Below are 15,938 nucleotides of genomic sequence, written 5' to 3'. Positions count from 1 at the left end.
TGTCACGCCCTTAATCTTCTTCAAAGTTAATGTCGATGAGCTCTTTCACTTCATCTTTGTGATAGCGTTCAATGCTATTGACCGCCGCCACGCCATCCGCAGCATCCAGCGCTTTCGCCTGAATCAGATCGCGAGGTTCGGCGACCATCATCGCCAGATTGTTTTGCGTGGCGCAGCCGAGAGAACCAATCGCCTCATAGGGCTTCACCATCAGTTGATTTGGGTCATTGATCGCGCAGCGAGTGGTTTTGACTACCAGTGCTTCGGAGATCACTTCCACATCGCCATTCTGTCCACTCGCCGTAGAACGGTGCATCTGCTTCACATTCTGTGCATTAGCACCGGCGTTTTTCAGCACGGTCGCCAGTCGCCCGGCCATCTGCTCGCCGCTCGCGCTGTGCGGGATCAGCGTCAGCGTCTGTGCGGAAAGCCGCCCCTGATCCTTCAACATGATATTGAGCTGTTTTAGGGATTCAGGGAGGAAGCCTCGCCCGTTTGGTGCAACCAATAGCGGCACCGACACCGATGAAGGCTGCACGGCGATCGGTTGAAGTCCAGGCTGGTCAAAACGCTGCATACGTACATCATTAATCGGCTTATTCCATCCGCATCCTGCCAGCAGAAAAACGGCGGTAAGCACTGCGACACGTATGTGCAGCGGGCGGAACGGAGGCTGATTGTTGTTAATCGTGTTCATGTTTATTGCCCCTCGTGGACTCAGTAGAGATAGCCGACAGATGCAGAACGTGGCATGGACGAATCCAGCATTTTTACGCCTTGTCCCGGCGTCTGAAGATCGCCAGCATTGACGGGTTCAACCACATAAGCGGTCGCGATAATCACCAGCTCCGTTTCTTCCTGACTGGTGGCCTCGCTTTCAAACAGGCGACCAAACATCGGAACACTGCTCAACCCAGGAACGCCATTGATCGTCTGGCTCCCCGCACTACGCAGCATCCCTGCCAGGGCGAAACTTTGTCCGCTGGCCAGTTCTACTGTGGTATCCGCACGACGTACCGTTAAGGCCGGAATACGCGATCCGCCTTCCAACTGTACAGAACCCACTTCGGTTAGCTCACTGACTTCGGGCGCAATGTGCAGACTGATGCGGTTGGCAGACAGCAGCGTCGGCGTCATGCGCAGAATGACACCGTAAGATTTATAATCGATGCTGACGCTGTTATTGGTGATCAAGACGATCGGCACTTCACCGCCCGCGGCAAATGCCGCGGTTTCCCCTGACATCGCCGTCAGGTTTGGCTCGGCCAATACCGTTGCCATGCCCTGTTGGTTCATGGCGGTTAACAACCCACTCAGTCTGGAGCGACCAAAGTTCAGGAAGCCCGCATCCGTTGGGTTAGCAAATCTCCCCGTCGTGGCATTGAACAGGTTAAGGCGCGAGCCACTGCCTGCGGTCATGTTGCCGCTACCGGTGCTCAGGGAAGCCGCCCAGTTGAAGCCCAGTTCGCTGGTTAACTTGCGAGACACTTCCACCACGCGCACCTGAATGTTGATTTGCGAAGGCGTTTTGATTTTGAGCTGGTTGATCACTTTGCCGGAGGATTCACTGGAACCCGGCAATTTCTCGCCACCGCCACCCTGTGCACCGTTTGACGACGCGCTGATGTACGCCTGTATACTGTCGATAACGCGCTTGGCGTCCTGCGGAGTATCAACGCTACCGCGCACAATCACGCCGCTGGGAATCGAGGCTTCCAGTTGGATATCCGCACCGGGGAATTCACGCTTCATGCGTTCACCCAATGCTTTCAAATCATGCTCGGACACCAGACGAATGGCGTTGATAACATTGCCATTTTCATCCATTGCATAGAGCGTAGTGGTGCCGACGCTTTTAGCGTAGACAAACAGATTACCCGGTGAAGGCAGTTCAAAACTGGCAATATTCGGATCGGCCACCAGCACGCTGTCCGGCAGCGCATCGAGCTGGAGTAACCGCCCCTGATGCACGGTCAGGTGCACCACATTGGTTTCAGCCACTTCAGACACCCCGGCAGCCTGCGTGGCGGCAGGCAACATCAGCATAACAGGCAAGGCTGTACTTAACAGGCTGGCAACCAGCAACCGTTTGCACGTTCCCCGAGCATCTGATTTCAAAAACAGCGAAAACATCGTCATTTACTTAATTTCCGTAATGGGCTTTATTTTTCCATGATCAGCGCACGGCTTTCCGCAGGCTGTCAGATTACGTGTTCGTCCTATCGGGAGGGGAACGTCACCACGTCTTTTTGTTCACCGCGATAGACTTTTACCTTGTGACCAGAACCTGCTGATAACACCCCGTAGATATCGGTCGCTACTGGCACAGTGGTCACATGCGGTCGCCCTGTCGCTGGATCGACTGCATCACCCTGCTCGGCACTGCGCAACGCCAAATGCAGAATGCCCAGTTCTTTGGCAACGGCCAGCGCTTCAGCCTGCTGCGGCGTCACTTCCAGCGTAACGGTTTGGTAGGTAGCGGAACGCGAACGAGAGCCTGCGGCAGACTCACGGCTTTTGGCTGCGGCATCAATCACCGCATCGTCTGCTCGCGGGTAAATAGGAGAAATGGTTTTATCGTTCAGCGCCAACACGCGTATATCACGCACAATGGTTTGTGATGCCAGCAGCGGCATGACCACGGGTTGAGTACGGCTTGGTGGTAACTCGGACTGATCGTCTCGTTTCATGCTGAGGATCACATCAACACGATCATTTGGCGTCACTAAACCGGCATTGCTGGCAAGCGCGCTGGTGGGAACAGAAATAGCGCGCATCCCTTTACTCAGTACGGCGGCAACAAAACCTGGTTCATTCGGCTTCACCAGCACGTTACTCGTCAGTGCGGAACCTTCTGTCACGGTTTCACGCAGCGTTGCACCAAGTAGCAGTGATTGGCTGTCTTTACCGCGAACAAAGTTGAATGTGCGGGAAACTGGTTTATCCGTTTCTTCCCAGCGCAGTGACTCAGCACTGATAAAATCACCGGGATGCAGATCTTTCGCCGCCACCAAAACAGCTGTTTTTTCTGGTGCTTTAACAACGACCGGAGGTGGCGGTGGGGGTGCAGAAGAGAGGTGGCTGCGTACCATCAACGCAACAATACCTGCCAGAACGAGCGCGCCTGACAGTACGTATGTAGAGTTCACTTTCATTTCAACTGGCCTACCCTAGCGTGTGTGTCTTAAAGCTGCGACGGAATTAAAACAAAGGAAAAATCAGGACATATATCGCGCCAAATGCAATCGCGACACCGTAAGGTATGCCTTGAGAAAGATCGGCGGGCAACGCGGGTGGCATAGGCAACCGACTCTTGAATATCCGGTTAGTGGTTTGGATGCCCAACGCCACCGCTGTCGGGACGGTATTCAGCAGCGGTAGACTTAGTGCCAAAACACCGCCAGCCAGTGCCGTTACCATGACGAAAACGATCTGGTGCCCTTGCCCAACCCACAGGCACAGCACACTCATCAACTTCACATCCCCGGCACCTAATCTGCCTGTGAGGAAAAGTAAAAATCCCACAACCAGAACGACTGTCGCTCCGGGCAACGCCCACAGCATTTTCCGTAATGCCGTCATATCTAACGCACCGGATTGCAGGACATGTAAAGCGCTGAAGAACAGCCAGCCCAGCAATAAAATCAATACCGCCTGATTGGTAATTTTTCGTACTAACAGATCGGTGCTGATGCACCACAGCAAGCACCCAACCAATAGTGCGATCTGCAACCAGTGCGTGTAATCCGTCATCTCGCGTGAGTTATTTCGCTGCGCCGGATGAACCACTGCCCGTCGTACCCGTGCCAGTAATCTGATCGGCGATTTGGGTGAATTTTTCATTCAGCGCTTTCACGAAGATGCCGTCGCCGCCGAAAATAGCGCCGATGGCCGCCGCCATTGCCGCCGCGAGGATGCCGTATTCGATTGCCGTTACACCGCTTTCGTCACGCAGGAAAGAACGTAATGTTGTTTTCATGTTTTTCATGGAAAGATTCTCTATCAGCCGCCAAAGAAATCATGGCCTACTTGGAAATCGGGGGAGCCATGATGATAATAAGATTAATAATGAGACTTATTATCAAGCACCGCAAGCAGCAGAACATTAATATTCGTTAATCTTTCAATTTAATAAATTATCAATATAAATCAATAACTAACACACCATTCACTTACCGAAAAAACTAATAAATATTCATGTTTTTTGCAGGGATATTCATAAAAAATCGGGAGAGATGCATCATTCCAAGCAGGATGTGATCGCTTACTGCACAGGGTATTAGCCAACAAATGGATTAACAGCGGTTAAGGCAGAGGTAGACGTTCAAACCCGGCTCGGAGGAATCCAGATAAAGTTTTCCACCATGTAGGTCAGTAATCGCCTGAACCAAAGAGAGTCCCAGTCCATAACCGGACTGAAACCAGGTATCCAGTCGTTGAAAACGCTGTAACGCTTTAGCATGAAGTGCAGGCGGAATGCCCGGTCCTCGGTCAGCGACGCTCAGCGCAATCCAACCGCGGTAAAGCGTCACGCTCAAGGTGATGTATTTTCCCTGAGCCGCGTATTTCAGCGCGTTCTCCACCAGATTCGCCAGAGCCTGAAACAGTAGCGCCCGATCGCCGAAGAGTTGGATGCCTGACTTGATTTCAATTTTCAGTTGGCAACCCCGCGCTTCCGCCAGCGGTTGATAATATTCGGCAATTTCTTCCAGCAGTTGGCGCGCTTCAATATTTTCAAACTGGTGCACGCAGCGCCCGCTTTCAATTTCACCGATACGCATCACGGTGCGGAACAGCCCGAGGATTTTATGCACCTCGTCCACCGCCAGATTCAATTCGTCACGAATATCGTTATCCAACCCTGTGCGCTCCGTCAGGTTGAACAGGCGGTTTTGTAAATGCGTCAACGGCGTTCGCAGTTCGTGTGCAACATGGCTCGATGTGTTGCGCACCTGCTCCATCAGGCGCTCAATACGCTCCAGATTCTGGTTAATATCAGCGCTCAGGCTGTCAAAATCATCATCGTAAGGCGACAGCGGCATACGCACCTGCTGCTCACCACTGCTGTAGCGATGTAAGGCCGTGCGGATTTTCTCCACACTACGTAAGCTACGTAAGCTGAAATGGCGACTGACGAACAGGCAGAAAAGCAGCACAATAAACAGTCCAGCCCCTGCGACCAGCGGAATCGTTCTCACCCGCTCTAACATAGGTCGAATGTTGTACGCGGTAAACAGCACGCCTCCGTCAACTAACATGACAGACAAACCAATCAGATTAGGATCGTCCGGGCTGGAAATTTCGGCCTTGAGACAGATGACGTCCATCTGGCAATCGGTATGTTGTCGCATTTCCAGAGGATGCATGTTGAGAGGAAGAGCCTTTAAAGAAGACGTTCTTAGAGGATGCGCCCTTAGAGGATGATTATGATACAGAATATCACCGTCTTTATTCATCACCAGAAACAGCGGTAATTCATCCCCATTCGCGCGATTATCCTGCCGCAATTGCGTAATCAGGCTATCGGCATTTGTTAAATGCGACTGCATTGAGTAATCGTAAATATTACCCAGAATAACTTCGCGAACATGCGTTCTAATCAATGTTTCACTTAATGAGCTGAAGCCAACAATACACATCAGCATCATTAATAAGAACAGAAAAACAATGGTTATTGCCTGACGAAAATTAGAGGTGCATAAGAAGCCAGGATATTGGCTTGCCCCAAGTAATTGCCAATGTTTTATTTTTATCTGCCAGCGCTGCCCCAGCCTCTTTATTTTTATTTTATTCAGCGTGGCTGCCAACATCGATTTTACCCTTATCTACCGCGCCTAATGCATAGCCCATCGCTCTCAGCGTTTTAATTAATGGACGAGGGAACCCTTTATCAATTTTCGCCCGCAGCTTTGACATATGAACATCGATAAGATTAGTCTGCGGATCAAAATTGTAGCCCCAGACTCGCTCTAGCAACATTGTACGCGTAATAGCCTGCCCTGGATTTTCCATCAATATAATCAGTAATTTGATCTCTTTATCAGTCAAATCGATACGTTTGCTACCGCGCCATGCGACACGTTGCATACGATCAAGTTGCAGATCTTCAAACGTTAGCATCGAAGGATTATCAGTATGACGTTTACTACGCCGCGCCATAATATCCAGACGTAATCTAAGCTCATTAAAGTTAAAAGGTTTACCGAGGTAGTCTTCCGCGCCAAGCTCTAATCCCATGACACGATCAACATCACGATCCAGAGCCGAGAGCAACATAATAGGTGGATGACGAGATCCTTGTAGTTCACGTAATACCGTAAATCCATCCATGATGGGTAGCATTCTGTCCAACAGGACGACATCATAAACCTCATCCTTGATCGCTTTTAATGCGTGTGCGCCATCGTGCACCATCCGACAGGAATGGCCGTGGGAATGTAATTTAGACCCCAGCCAATGGCACAGCACAGAATCATCATCAACCACTAATACACGCATAATGTTCCCCTATAAATGCGACTTTTCCCTCATTAATTTAGGGTTAATACGCCTTTATTTTTTATCTGGTCCTTCAAACAGCCATTCACCCCACACGGTTCTGCTACCACGCGGGCCGTTTTTTACTTCAGAGATTTTTGTTTCTAAACGTCCTATTTATGACTTCTCTACGTCTAAACTTTCTATTTATGAGAATCATCCTACAGATAATAACAATCATTATCATTTGATGACAAGCAGTTTACAATCGCATGACGGCGTTCTTAGCATCGGCGTATAAAAAACATCCCCATCGCTTACGCAAGGGGGATGTAAAGAAAGGAAAGAGAAGAGAAAGAAATCAACGTAGTAGCTGGGATCGCCTCACTACGTATTATTCATTTTCGATCAGAAGTGCTTCCATCAGATCGAGATCGCGCAGCATTTTTTGCAATGTTTCATTGCTGATCTGCTGTGTGGCACGCAGGTGATACAGCTCCGCACGCTCGGAATTCAGTGCAGTAAGGCGAAAACGCCGCTCCAGATCCTCAATCAACATACCGTTTTCAGGATCGTCTTTATTAATTAGCCGCCGACGTAGATTACCGATGACACGTGCGCTGACTTCTTTCAGCACCTGCTCATCAATATTTTCCTCTCGATCGGCTGCCAGACGCTCCTCCATTTTGTGCATGCTTTTGATCGCCACTTCCGCCACGGCCATACGCGCCATGCGGATTTCTTTGGCATGCGCCGCTTTGTCCGCCACCACAACGCCACGCAGCAGAAACGGTAGCGCCAATACGCCACAGAGCAGAGAAAACAAAATGACACCCGTAGCGATAAACACTAACTGATAGCGTGACGGGAACGCCGTGCCGTCAGTGAGCAACAGCGGAATAGACAATACACCCGCCAGCGTAATCGCTCCTCGAACGCCAGCAAAGGACGCGATCCACAATTCACGCGTGGAAAATTCGGCGAAGACCATAGGGCGCTTCTTTTGGATATGCGTACTGTAGGTTTTCATCACCCACAGCCAACTGAAACGTAGCAGCAGCAAGGCACCATAGATGATCGCGATATCGGTGAACAGCATCCAGGTTTCAACCGTTGGGTCCAGTTCCGCCTGCGTAACCGAGGTTTCCAGAATGTCCGGCAATTGCAAGCCCAGCATAATGAACACCATACCGTTGAACACAAACTCCAGCATCGACCACACGCCATTAGCACGCATCCGCATCGTTAACGGCGCACTACGAATTACACCAGACTGGCCGATGGTCATCCCCGCCGCTACTGCCGCCAGGATACCCGACACGCCGATATGTTCTGCAATCAGATACGACGCGAAAGGCAGCAGCAGCAGCAACACAATCTGCGTTGCTGCATCATCACCGCTCCAACGACTAATAACGCGCAGCGATTTACCGAATATCCAGGTCACGCCGACGCCCGCCAGCAATCCACCTAGCGCGACCTGCATAAATTCCAGCGTCGCACCAGACACCGTAAATACCATGGTGCCCATCGCAATCGCGACGGCAAACTTCAACGACACCAGACCTGACGCATCGTTCATCAACGCTTCGCCCTGCAAAATGCCCATCAGCTTTTTCGGAATGCGATCTTCTCCCACAATGCCAGACAGCGCGACAGCATCGGTCGGCGACAGCACTGCAGCCAACGCGAAAGCGGCAATCAGCGGCATCCCCGGCACCATCCAGTAGATAAAATAGCCGATGCCCACCACAGTAATCAGAACAAGAACTAGCGCCAGACCGATAATTTCTCGACCGTGCTTCAGGAACTCACGCGTGGGCGTTTTCCAGCCGTCGGCAAACAGCAGCGGCGGAATGAAAAGCACCATGAACAGCTCAGGATTGAAATCAACATGCAAACCGAACTGGGGCCAGGCAAGAATGGCACCCAGCGCAATTTGCATTAAAGGCAGAGGAATTTGAAAAGGTAAAATACGGGTAACCACCCCAGACAGGGAGACAACCAGGGTCAAAATAAGAATCGTAAAAAATATTTCCATGCTTTCCTTAGACGTACTCCTAAATCAAAAAATTCTGCCAGTTAGCGCGTGAACAACGCTCTTATATTTAACGTCTTTATTCTGGCATTAAAATGTTTTTTTGAGTGAAGAATTTACAGTTGCGCCGCTACTTTTTTTTGCCAGCGAGATTTTCGCAGAACGCCAGGATGAAACCACTCCGCCCCCTCGCGATCGGGAGGCAGATCGGTATGAAGGATCGCAAAAAGAATAAAAATCAAACAAAAGAAAGGGATAAACAGAAAGGGCGAGAGAAATCAATGGTAATTTGACGTCGCTGACCACCAATGACTGGCACGAAAGGCACGCCAAGCGCGGTTACCCCACCGTCACGTTCATAATCATGGTGGTGATAGGATTCATCGCAAACGGCTTGCTGCGCCAGTAGCAGACGTTCTATTGGTAGCGTCGATAAATCATCCGCCTCACTCTCCAACGCGCCCAGCCGGTAATTTACACTCACTTCAACCACGCCGCTGGCCGCAAACGCGCCGGTTTGTAGCAGCGGTTCATTGGCCGAGCCGACGGCATAGCCTCCACCATGGATCCAAACCAATACCAGCGCGTTTCCCGTCAGCCCAGGAGTTCGGACATTCACCGTAAGAAAATCACAGCCAGTCTGTAAATGCGACGTAGCGACACAGCCGACAGGCTCATGGCGATCGTGCGGACGGTATAAGGAATGGTGATCCCTAAATGCGCCAGAATGATCCCGCCATAGCTATCGAGTAGCCCCAACGGGGCAAATACCAACATCAATCCGACCGCCAGTACGATATGCGGAACCAGAAACGGCGCGGCGACCAGAAATGTGATCGTCTGCCGCCTGCGGAAGCGAAAACGAGTCAGCGCCAGCGAGAGCAAAATTCCAGAGATAACCGCAATCATTCCGACAACAATCCCAATAGCCAGGCTACGCCAAAAGGCGGCAATAAACTCGGCGTTATTGAACACCTTAATGTATGACCCGAAAGAAAAGCTTTCTGGCGGAAAAGAGAGATACTGTCGGGTATCGAACGAAATGATCAACACGACGATAATCGGCGCCAGTAAGAAAAGATAAATAAGTGAAATCAAGGTACGCCAGGCAAGCTTGGCCGTCGCGATGCGGGAATATTTCATGCTGAGCCCCTACCCTTCCAGAGAGCGTAATGCTCGCTGATGAAGAAAGCGACGTTTTCATCAGCCAAATCAGCGGCGCCAAAAAGGTAACGCCCAGCACCAGCAGCCCCGGAAACAGGAACATTAATAGCAGAACGCGTGATTGCTGACGCTTTTTCATACCGCATCCTGCCCGATCAGGGTGACGTCACCGGGATCAACGGCAAAAGTAATCAATTCCCCGACTTTCGGCACATAGCCAATATGGGTAAAGATTTCGGCCTGTAGCCGATGTTGGCCGCACTGTACCGTTAGCGCCTGCACTTACCCTCGATACACAATGCGTTCAACTACGCCGCTAAAATGATTAACGCCATCGCGCTTGCCAGATAACACCGGCACCAGACGATCCGCCATCGACAGCGCTTCATCCTGATCGTGCGTGACAAAGATTGCGGTAACGCCGGTACGACGCTGAATATCGCGGATCTCATCGCGCATTTCATCACGCAGTTTAGCGTCAAGATTGGAGAGCGGCTCATCGAACAGCAATAGAGCCGGTTCGATGAGCAACGAACGCGCGATAGCCGCACGCTGCTGTTGCCCGCCTGAAAGCTGGCTGACGCGACGATCGCCCAGGCCGGTTAGCTTGACCAGATCCAGCGCTTTCCTGACACGGCTATCCCGTTCAGATTTTCCAACCTTACGCACGTCCAGACCAAAAGCGACATTCTGCGCAATCGTCATATGCGGGAACAAGGCATATGACTGGAAAACCATGCCGATATTGCGCTGATAAACGGGAATAGCCGAAATATCACGACCGTTCAGGCTGATCGTGCCGGCATCTGGCGCTATCAGCCCGGCTATCATGCGTAACATTGTTGTCTTACCGCAGCCAGAAGGCCCCAGCAACGCCAGCATCTCCCCCTGCGGCAGCGAAAAGCTGACACGATCGACGGACGGCGTTGCAGCACCTGGATACGTCTTTACCAAATCCTCTACCACAACATGAAAATCAGACATACAACCCTTGCCTGCATCAGTGATTAATGAACCGCAATAACTTCACGACGAATGCGTTGTATCCACGGCGCGTACTGTTCCGCGATCCAAGGCCAGTCCAGCGACGACTGTGCCGCCTGCGCTTCTTTACTGCCGTAGATACGCGCCGCAACGGTATCTTCCAACTTCACCGACTGATTTACCGGCGCATAGAAGCTCTTTTCAGCAAAGACGGTTTGCGCTTCCACGCCAATAGCATAATCAATGAACAATTGACGGCCGTCAGACCCGCTGCACGCATTTCAATAAAATTTTCCCGCGTCCATTCACTGGTCTGTAAGCCATCGCCCGATCGTGTAATTGTCTGGCGCTCATAATATAAATCCCCTGAATATAATATTCATTTTCCGGCGTAGAATTAGCGGCATTGAGCTGCCTGCCGTAACGCATCAAGATTTTCCTGCGGCGTTTTTCCAATAGGGACAGAGCAGCCGGGAGCCAGAATAAAACCGCGCCCCTGAGTTTGCTCAATAGCGTCTCTTACACTCCGGCGTACATCATCGGCGCTACCGTAGGCCAGCAGTGAAGGAGATATTCCCCCGCTAACGACAAGCGAAGGCATTTTCTGGCGAACCTGAGCAAATGAAGGGTTATTTCCGGACATCGTATCCCAATGCATCACCTGTGCCGGATAATCCAGACAGTCATTCAGATAAATATCGCTCTCACATAAGTGTAAAAAATTACACCATAAATTTTTGGCTTCATTCATTACCCGAAGATCATAAGGTTTTATCCACCGAAGGTAATCAGATGAAGACAGATGACGGCTATTAGCCCATTTACTGGAAAAATAAATCCCGTCCACGCCTTCATTCACCAGCGCGCGAACAAGGTTGGCAAACGTGGTAGCAATCGCATCCAGAGCGCCGCAAACAAACTCCGGTGCGATGGCAAGATGCTGGCGAAGCAATTCCGTATTACGGTCAACCAGTTTATCAGCGACATCCAGAGGTAAAAAAACGGTCATGATAATCGGCACATGCGGGCCAATCTGTCGGCGAATCAAACGCAATATCGCCAGTTGCTCAGCCAGCGGTGGGCAGGTCACATCCAATGGACGTAACGTTGCCCAATCCTCAGGTTGTGAAATCGGAGAAGATAAACAGTGATGTAACGTGGAAGGATCTGTCGAAGGACGATAGGTATATCCCCAACCTTCAACATGATAACTGGCTCGTGAATGTACTTTAATAAAATCCCACTGGTAGCGGTGATAAAATTCAACCATTGTGGCGGCAAAATCAACCGTGTTAATTTCCTGAATATAGAAGTGCCCCCATGCACCGACTGGGACAGAATCAGGAACGCCATTAGCAAGTGCTACCTGCAAGCGTTCATTCGGCTTCATATTATGAAATTCTCTTTTTTAGTTATTTTTACTCAGCAATAAAACATTCTCGACATGACGATATGTTTTATTTAATCCCTGGTTCTAATACGAAAATATATTATTAAATCAACATCAAAAAAATTATTATTAACCATTCACTATTCGCATTGTAAGTGACTATTTATGCGTTTTGTTAATCATAAATTCAGTTTAGCTTATGCGTTAAATGGAAAATATCATAACGATGCATAGCGCTATTGCGTGGATAATAAATATTCAGAAACATGAAAAAAGATAAAATAAGGGAAGAGGAAATAGACGAAGAGTTAAGGAAACGAGAGAGGGGCCTACGCCCCTCAAATCAAACAGGATTACAGTGCCCAGCCGCCAGCGTAGAACACGACCAGAGCCACCGCGATAACCACTGTACCGATGTTCAGTTTACGCCATTCACCGGAACAGAGGCGGCCTAATACCAGCGCACCAAAGCCCAGCATAATACCGGTCACGATGTTACAGGTCAGTACGATAAATACCGCACAGACCAGACCAGACATGGCATCCACGAAGTCATCAAAATTCAGTTTGGATACGTTGCCCAGCATGAGCAGACCGACGTACATCAGCGCAGGGGCGGTAGCATAACCGGGAACCAAATACGCTAACGGAGACACGAACAGCAGCAGCAGGAACAGCACACCGACGACAGTCGCGGTTAAGCCAGTTTTACCACCAGCCGCTGTACCTGCGGCGGACTCGATGTAGACCGCCGCCGGAGACGTCCCAACCAGACTGGAAAAAATGCTGCTCACGGAGTCTGCTGTCAACGCTTTACCGCCGTTGATGATTTGCCCGTCTTTATCCAACAGGTTCGCCTGCCCCGCTACCGCACGAATCGTCCCCGTCGCATCAAACACCGCCGTCATTACCAACGCCAGTACGCTCGGCAGAACCAAAGGCTGCAACGCGCCCATGATATCCAGACTGAAGATCAGCGACGAACCGTCAGCCGCCGTCAGACTCGGCAGTGCGAAGAAACCGGCATATTTTACATTCGGATCAAAAATCAGCCCCAGAATAGAGATCACGACAATAACCAGCAAAATGCCGCCTGGTACGCGACGTTTTTCTAAACCAATGGTCGCCGCTAACCCCAGCAGGGACATCACAACAGGGAAAGAGGTGAAATCACCCAACGCGACAGGCAGGCCGTCAATCGGGTTTTTTACTACCAGTCCCACACCGTTGGCAGCAATAATCAGCAGGAACAAACCAATGCCAATACCTGTACCGTGCGCCACGCCTAGCGGCAGATTACGCAAGATCCAAGAACGGATGCCGGTAACGGAAATAATGGTAAACAGCACCCCCATCAGGAAGATCGCCCCCAGCGCTACGGGAATACTGATTTGTTGCCCCAGCACCAGACTAAACGCAGTGAACGCCGTCAGAGAAATCGCGCAACCAATGGCCATCGGCAGATTAGCCCACAATCCCATCAGCAGCGATCCCAGTCCAGCGACCAAACAAGTTGCAACGAACACGGCAGTTGGCGGGAACCCAGCTTTGCCCAGCATATTCGGTACGACTATCACCGAATAAACCATAGCCAGGAACGTTGTCAGGCCTGCTAACACTTCCTGACGCGTGTTACTGCCACGCTGTGTAATTTTGAAAAAAGCATCAAGCGCGCCTTGCGGACGCGCCGCATTCTCTGCCTGACGGGTGGTGTTTGACATAGTGGTATCCCCTGAAATGCCATTATTATTTACGATCAATTCTGAACGGTTCTCGCAGCCTTGCCCGCGAACGCATCAGCACACTAATTAACAATGAACATAACGCGCCATGAACCCTATAACCCCGCACGCAAACGATTAACTCGCTGGATGCAGAACCGGAAAATGTTGCTCGATCAAAACGAGCGGTATAAAAACAAGCGGAAGTAAAACATCACCGGATAAACAGTGTCAGGTAATGTGAAGCGCACGATTATCCCGCTTCCTCCGCGCTTATTTCAACTGCTAATCGAGACAATTTACCTATCTCTATTCCATCTTTCCGCTAAGGAAATCTGCAATCGGTACAAATACTGTGCAACCAGGCAACTCGCTGAAAACGCGCCAGTATGAAGAAAAAGCAGAAAGGGTTCTTAGACGAAAATCAAAACCACGGTTTACTTCTCACAAACTGATCGTTCATTTTTTTGTGATTTCCATCACAAAAAAGTTGACCACCTGTATCAGTGCGAGTACTCTTAAAAACGTGAACAGCATCACAGAAAAACAAATTAACTAACAATGAGGAAATGACCATGAAACTGCTGAACAAAATCATCGCTATGTTTGAAAACATCAACATCAACTTTGGTACTTTTAACCAATAATTATTTAAGAATCGTGGGGATAAAAAAATGCGCGTTGTCCGCAAAATCAATCAAATATTAAAAGCGTTGGGCAAAACCTATCGCGGTGTTAACCCCCACGCTATCTTCCGTTAATCGTACTCGGTACGTTAACCCCCAAAATGGCTGCCATCCGGCGGCCATTTTTGTTTGTGCATCAACGATAACCGCAGTCTTCCTGACAGCAGGATGGCGCGGAAGCGCCATCCCATTTCGCACATGCTTACGTCATCTCACCTCAGGCATAGAGTGATATTTCCCCTGCCGGACGCGTTTTAAAGCGGCGGTGCAGCCAAAGGTACTGTTCAGGCGCACGCATGATTTCTTTCTCAATCACCTTATTCATGTAACACGCAGCAGCCTGTTCATCGTGATAAGGATAATCCTGTAATTCAGGCTGAATCACCAGTTGGTAACCCAACGCATTCGGTTTACGAATCAGCACCGTCGTCATCATTGCAGGTTTTGCCAAGCGACTGATGGTGAACGTGCCGCTGGTGGTGGCCGCATTTTTCACCGCAAAGAATGGTGCAAAGACGCTGCCTTTTGGGCCGTAATCCTGATCGGGAGCGAACCACACCGCTTCACCACGCTTTAGCGCCTGAACCATACCGCGCAGATCTTTACGGTCAATCATTGCCTTGTTTGAACGAGAACGTCCCCAGGTTTGCACCATTTCCATCGCTTTATTATTGTGCGGGCGGTACATCGCCATCATTGGCCGACACAACCCCATCGCCCTGCCTCCCAGTTCCAGCGACATGAAGTGAATACCAATCACCATCACGCCCTGCCTTTTTTCCGTAGCACGCTCCAAATGCTCCAGCCCCGAGACATCAAACCATTGGCGCACACGACGATCGGACCAGAACCAGGCCATGCCGGTTTCGACTAAGGCCATGCCGAGCGACGCAAAGTTGCTATCGATCATGGCCTCTCGCTCATCGTCGGAGATTGCAGGGAAGCACAGCTCAAGATTGCGCCGGGCAATCGACACCCGACGCTTAAGAAAGACCCGAGATAAACGACCTGCGCTGCTCCCAAGCCTCATCAATAGCGGGTAAGGAAGTTGGACTAATAAAAACAGCACGCCAAGACCGAACCAAGTCGCCCAATAGCGCGGGTGGAGTAATGCCCTGGTAAATGTTTGCTTAATTTTCATGATACTCATCTTTAAGTGATTAACAGCGTACCGCATAAAGAGTCGTTCTCATCGCGCTACATCTATCATGACACTTATTTATAGGGATCGTTTCAGCTGTGTGGGAAACTGATTTCTGACCGTTATCACGCATGAGGTTAAAAAGCAGGATAAACATGCTGATAACGCAGAGGGGATTTTGAGCAACCGATGAACGGTCGACGGTGACGCCATCATACCCGATTCGCTCTTAATAGAGGAGTGGCCGAACAAGAAATATTCGCAATATCACGCAGTATAAAGCTAACATCCTGACATATGTTAAAAAAGTGGCTAACTTCCTGATACGAAGAACAAG

At 50.1% G+C, this 15,938-nt stretch carries 16 protein-coding genes; all 16 read right to left on the bottom strand.

Features of this window, described 5'->3' with window-relative positions:
* Positions 1–10: 10 nt before the first annotated feature.
* The 16 genes from AACH44_RS03620 to lpxP all read right to left on the bottom strand — a co-directional run bounded on the left by AACH44_RS03620 (position 11) and on the right by lpxP (position 15,601).
* The gene (locus AACH44_RS03620; RefSeq protein ID WP_261847191.1) at positions 11–697 is read right to left on the bottom strand and encodes a CpaD family pilus assembly protein; all 687 of its coding nucleotides are present in this window, start codon (positions 695–697) and stop codon (positions 11–13) included.
* Positions 698–717: 20 nt separating this feature from the next.
* Positions 718–2,139, bottom strand: coding sequence for a type II and III secretion system protein family protein (locus tag AACH44_RS03615; protein ID WP_261847190.1), 1,422 nt, complete (start codon positions 2,137–2,139; stop codon positions 718–720).
* Positions 2,140–2,219: 80 nt separating this feature from the next.
* On the bottom strand, positions 2,220–3,155 hold the full coding sequence (gene cpaB / locus AACH44_RS03610; RefSeq protein ID WP_261847189.1) for a Flp pilus assembly protein CpaB: 936 nt from the start codon (positions 3,153–3,155) through the stop codon (positions 2,220–2,222).
* A gap of 46 nt (positions 3,156–3,201) precedes the next feature.
* Positions 3,202–3,753 (bottom strand): A24 family peptidase, encoded by a 552-nt coding sequence (locus tag AACH44_RS03605; protein WP_338659599.1) that lies wholly within the window; start codon positions 3,751–3,753, stop codon positions 3,202–3,204.
* A gap of 10 nt (positions 3,754–3,763) precedes the next feature.
* Complete coding sequence (locus tag AACH44_RS03600) at positions 3,764–3,988, bottom strand: Flp family type IVb pilin (protein ID WP_338659506.1); 225 nt, start codon at positions 3,986–3,988, stop codon at positions 3,764–3,766.
* Between the two features lie 307 nt (positions 3,989–4,295).
* Positions 4,296–5,810 (bottom strand): sensor histidine kinase, encoded by a 1,515-nt coding sequence (locus AACH44_RS03595; protein WP_261847186.1) that lies wholly within the window; start codon positions 5,808–5,810, stop codon positions 4,296–4,298.
* Positions 5,788–6,498 (bottom strand): response regulator transcription factor, encoded by a 711-nt coding sequence (locus AACH44_RS03590; RefSeq protein WP_261847185.1) that lies wholly within the window; start codon positions 6,496–6,498, stop codon positions 5,788–5,790. Before AACH44_RS03590 ends, AACH44_RS03595 begins: the two co-directional genes overlap by 23 nt.
* A 373-nt stretch (positions 6,499–6,871) precedes the next feature.
* Positions 6,872–8,518, bottom strand: coding sequence for a Na+/H+ antiporter (locus AACH44_RS03585; protein ID WP_261847184.1), 1,647 nt, complete (start codon positions 8,516–8,518; stop codon positions 6,872–6,874).
* A gap of 235 nt (positions 8,519–8,753) precedes the next feature.
* Positions 8,754–9,092: a carboxylesterase family protein gene (locus AACH44_RS03580; RefSeq protein ID WP_261847183.1), complete on the bottom strand. Its 339-nt coding sequence runs from the start codon at positions 9,090–9,092 to the stop codon at positions 8,754–8,756.
* Between the two features lie 38 nt (positions 9,093–9,130).
* A complete protein-coding gene (locus AACH44_RS03575) occupies positions 9,131–9,658 on the bottom strand; it encodes an ABC transporter permease (RefSeq protein ID WP_261847182.1) in 528 nt (175 codons plus the stop codon).
* Between the two features lie 156 nt (positions 9,659–9,814).
* Positions 9,815–9,961, bottom strand: coding sequence for a hypothetical protein (locus tag AACH44_RS03570; protein WP_261847181.1), 147 nt, complete (start codon positions 9,959–9,961; stop codon positions 9,815–9,817).
* Entirely contained in the window at positions 9,962–10,663 is a 702-nt protein-coding gene (locus AACH44_RS03565) for an ABC transporter ATP-binding protein (protein ID WP_261847180.1), read from the bottom strand.
* A gap of 23 nt (positions 10,664–10,686) precedes the next feature.
* Entirely contained in the window at positions 10,687–10,914 is a 228-nt protein-coding gene (locus AACH44_RS03560; protein WP_261847179.1) for a hypothetical protein, read from the bottom strand.
* Between the two features lie 146 nt (positions 10,915–11,060).
* Positions 11,061–12,053, bottom strand: a complete 993-nt coding sequence (locus AACH44_RS03555) for a uroporphyrinogen decarboxylase family protein (protein WP_261847178.1) — start codon at positions 12,051–12,053, stop codon at positions 11,061–11,063.
* 353 nt (positions 12,054–12,406) lie between these two features.
* Positions 12,407–13,774, bottom strand: a complete 1,368-nt coding sequence (locus tag AACH44_RS03550; protein WP_261847177.1) for an NCS2 family permease — start codon at positions 13,772–13,774, stop codon at positions 12,407–12,409.
* A gap of 903 nt (positions 13,775–14,677) precedes the next feature.
* Positions 14,678–15,601 (bottom strand): kdo(2)-lipid IV(A) palmitoleoyltransferase, encoded by a 924-nt coding sequence (gene lpxP, locus AACH44_RS03545; RefSeq protein ID WP_261847176.1) that lies wholly within the window; start codon positions 15,599–15,601, stop codon positions 14,678–14,680.
* Positions 15,602–15,938: the final 337 nt, after the last annotated feature.

The organism is Pectobacterium araliae, from assembly GCF_037076465.1.
Lineage (GTDB): Bacteria > Pseudomonadota > Gammaproteobacteria > Enterobacterales > Enterobacteriaceae > Pectobacterium > Pectobacterium araliae.
The sequence above is the reverse complement of the archived record's forward strand: the minus strand, read 5'-3'. Positions and strand labels throughout refer to the sequence as shown.

What these genes read in the sequence shown, in the direction of transcription:
- AACH44_RS03620 (WP_261847191.1), bottom strand. Translation starts at nt 697, where the DNA reads ATGAACACGATTAACAACAATCAGCCTCCGTTCCGCCCGCTGCACATA.
- AACH44_RS03590 (WP_261847185.1), bottom strand. Translation starts at nt 6,498, where the DNA reads ATGCGTGTATTAGTGGTTGATGATGATTCTGTGCTGTGCCATTGGCTG.
- AACH44_RS03615 (WP_261847190.1), bottom strand. Translation starts at nt 2,139, where the DNA reads ATGACGATGTTTTCGCTGTTTTTGAAATCAGATGCTCGGGGAACGTGC.
- cpaB (WP_261847189.1), bottom strand. Translation starts at nt 3,155, where the DNA reads ATGAAAGTGAACTCTACATACGTACTGTCAGGCGCGCTCGTTCTGGCA.
- AACH44_RS03575 (WP_261847182.1), bottom strand. Translation starts at nt 9,658, where the DNA reads ATGAAATATTCCCGCATCGCGACGGCCAAGCTTGCCTGGCGTACCTTG.
- lpxP (WP_261847176.1), bottom strand. Translation starts at nt 15,601, where the DNA reads ATGAAAATTAAGCAAACATTTACCAGGGCATTACTCCACCCGCGCTAT.
- AACH44_RS03555 (WP_261847178.1), bottom strand. Translation starts at nt 12,053, where the DNA reads ATGAAGCCGAATGAACGCTTGCAGGTAGCACTTGCTAATGGCGTTCCT.
- AACH44_RS03595 (WP_261847186.1), bottom strand. Translation starts at nt 5,810, where the DNA reads ATGTTGGCAGCCACGCTGAATAAAATAAAAATAAAGAGGCTGGGGCAG.
- AACH44_RS03550 (WP_261847177.1), bottom strand. Translation starts at nt 13,774, where the DNA reads ATGTCAAACACCACCCGTCAGGCAGAGAATGCGGCGCGTCCGCAAGGC.
- AACH44_RS03605 (WP_338659599.1), bottom strand. Translation starts at nt 3,753, where the DNA reads ATGACGGATTACACGCACTGGTTGCAGATCGCACTATTGGTTGGGTGC.
- AACH44_RS03600 (WP_338659506.1), bottom strand. Translation starts at nt 3,988, where the DNA reads ATGAAAAACATGAAAACAACATTACGTTCTTTCCTGCGTGACGAAAGC.
- AACH44_RS03585 (WP_261847184.1), bottom strand. Translation starts at nt 8,518, where the DNA reads ATGGAAATATTTTTTACGATTCTTATTTTGACCCTGGTTGTCTCCCTG.
- AACH44_RS03565 (WP_261847180.1), bottom strand. Translation starts at nt 10,663, where the DNA reads ATGTCTGATTTTCATGTTGTGGTAGAGGATTTGGTAAAGACGTATCCA.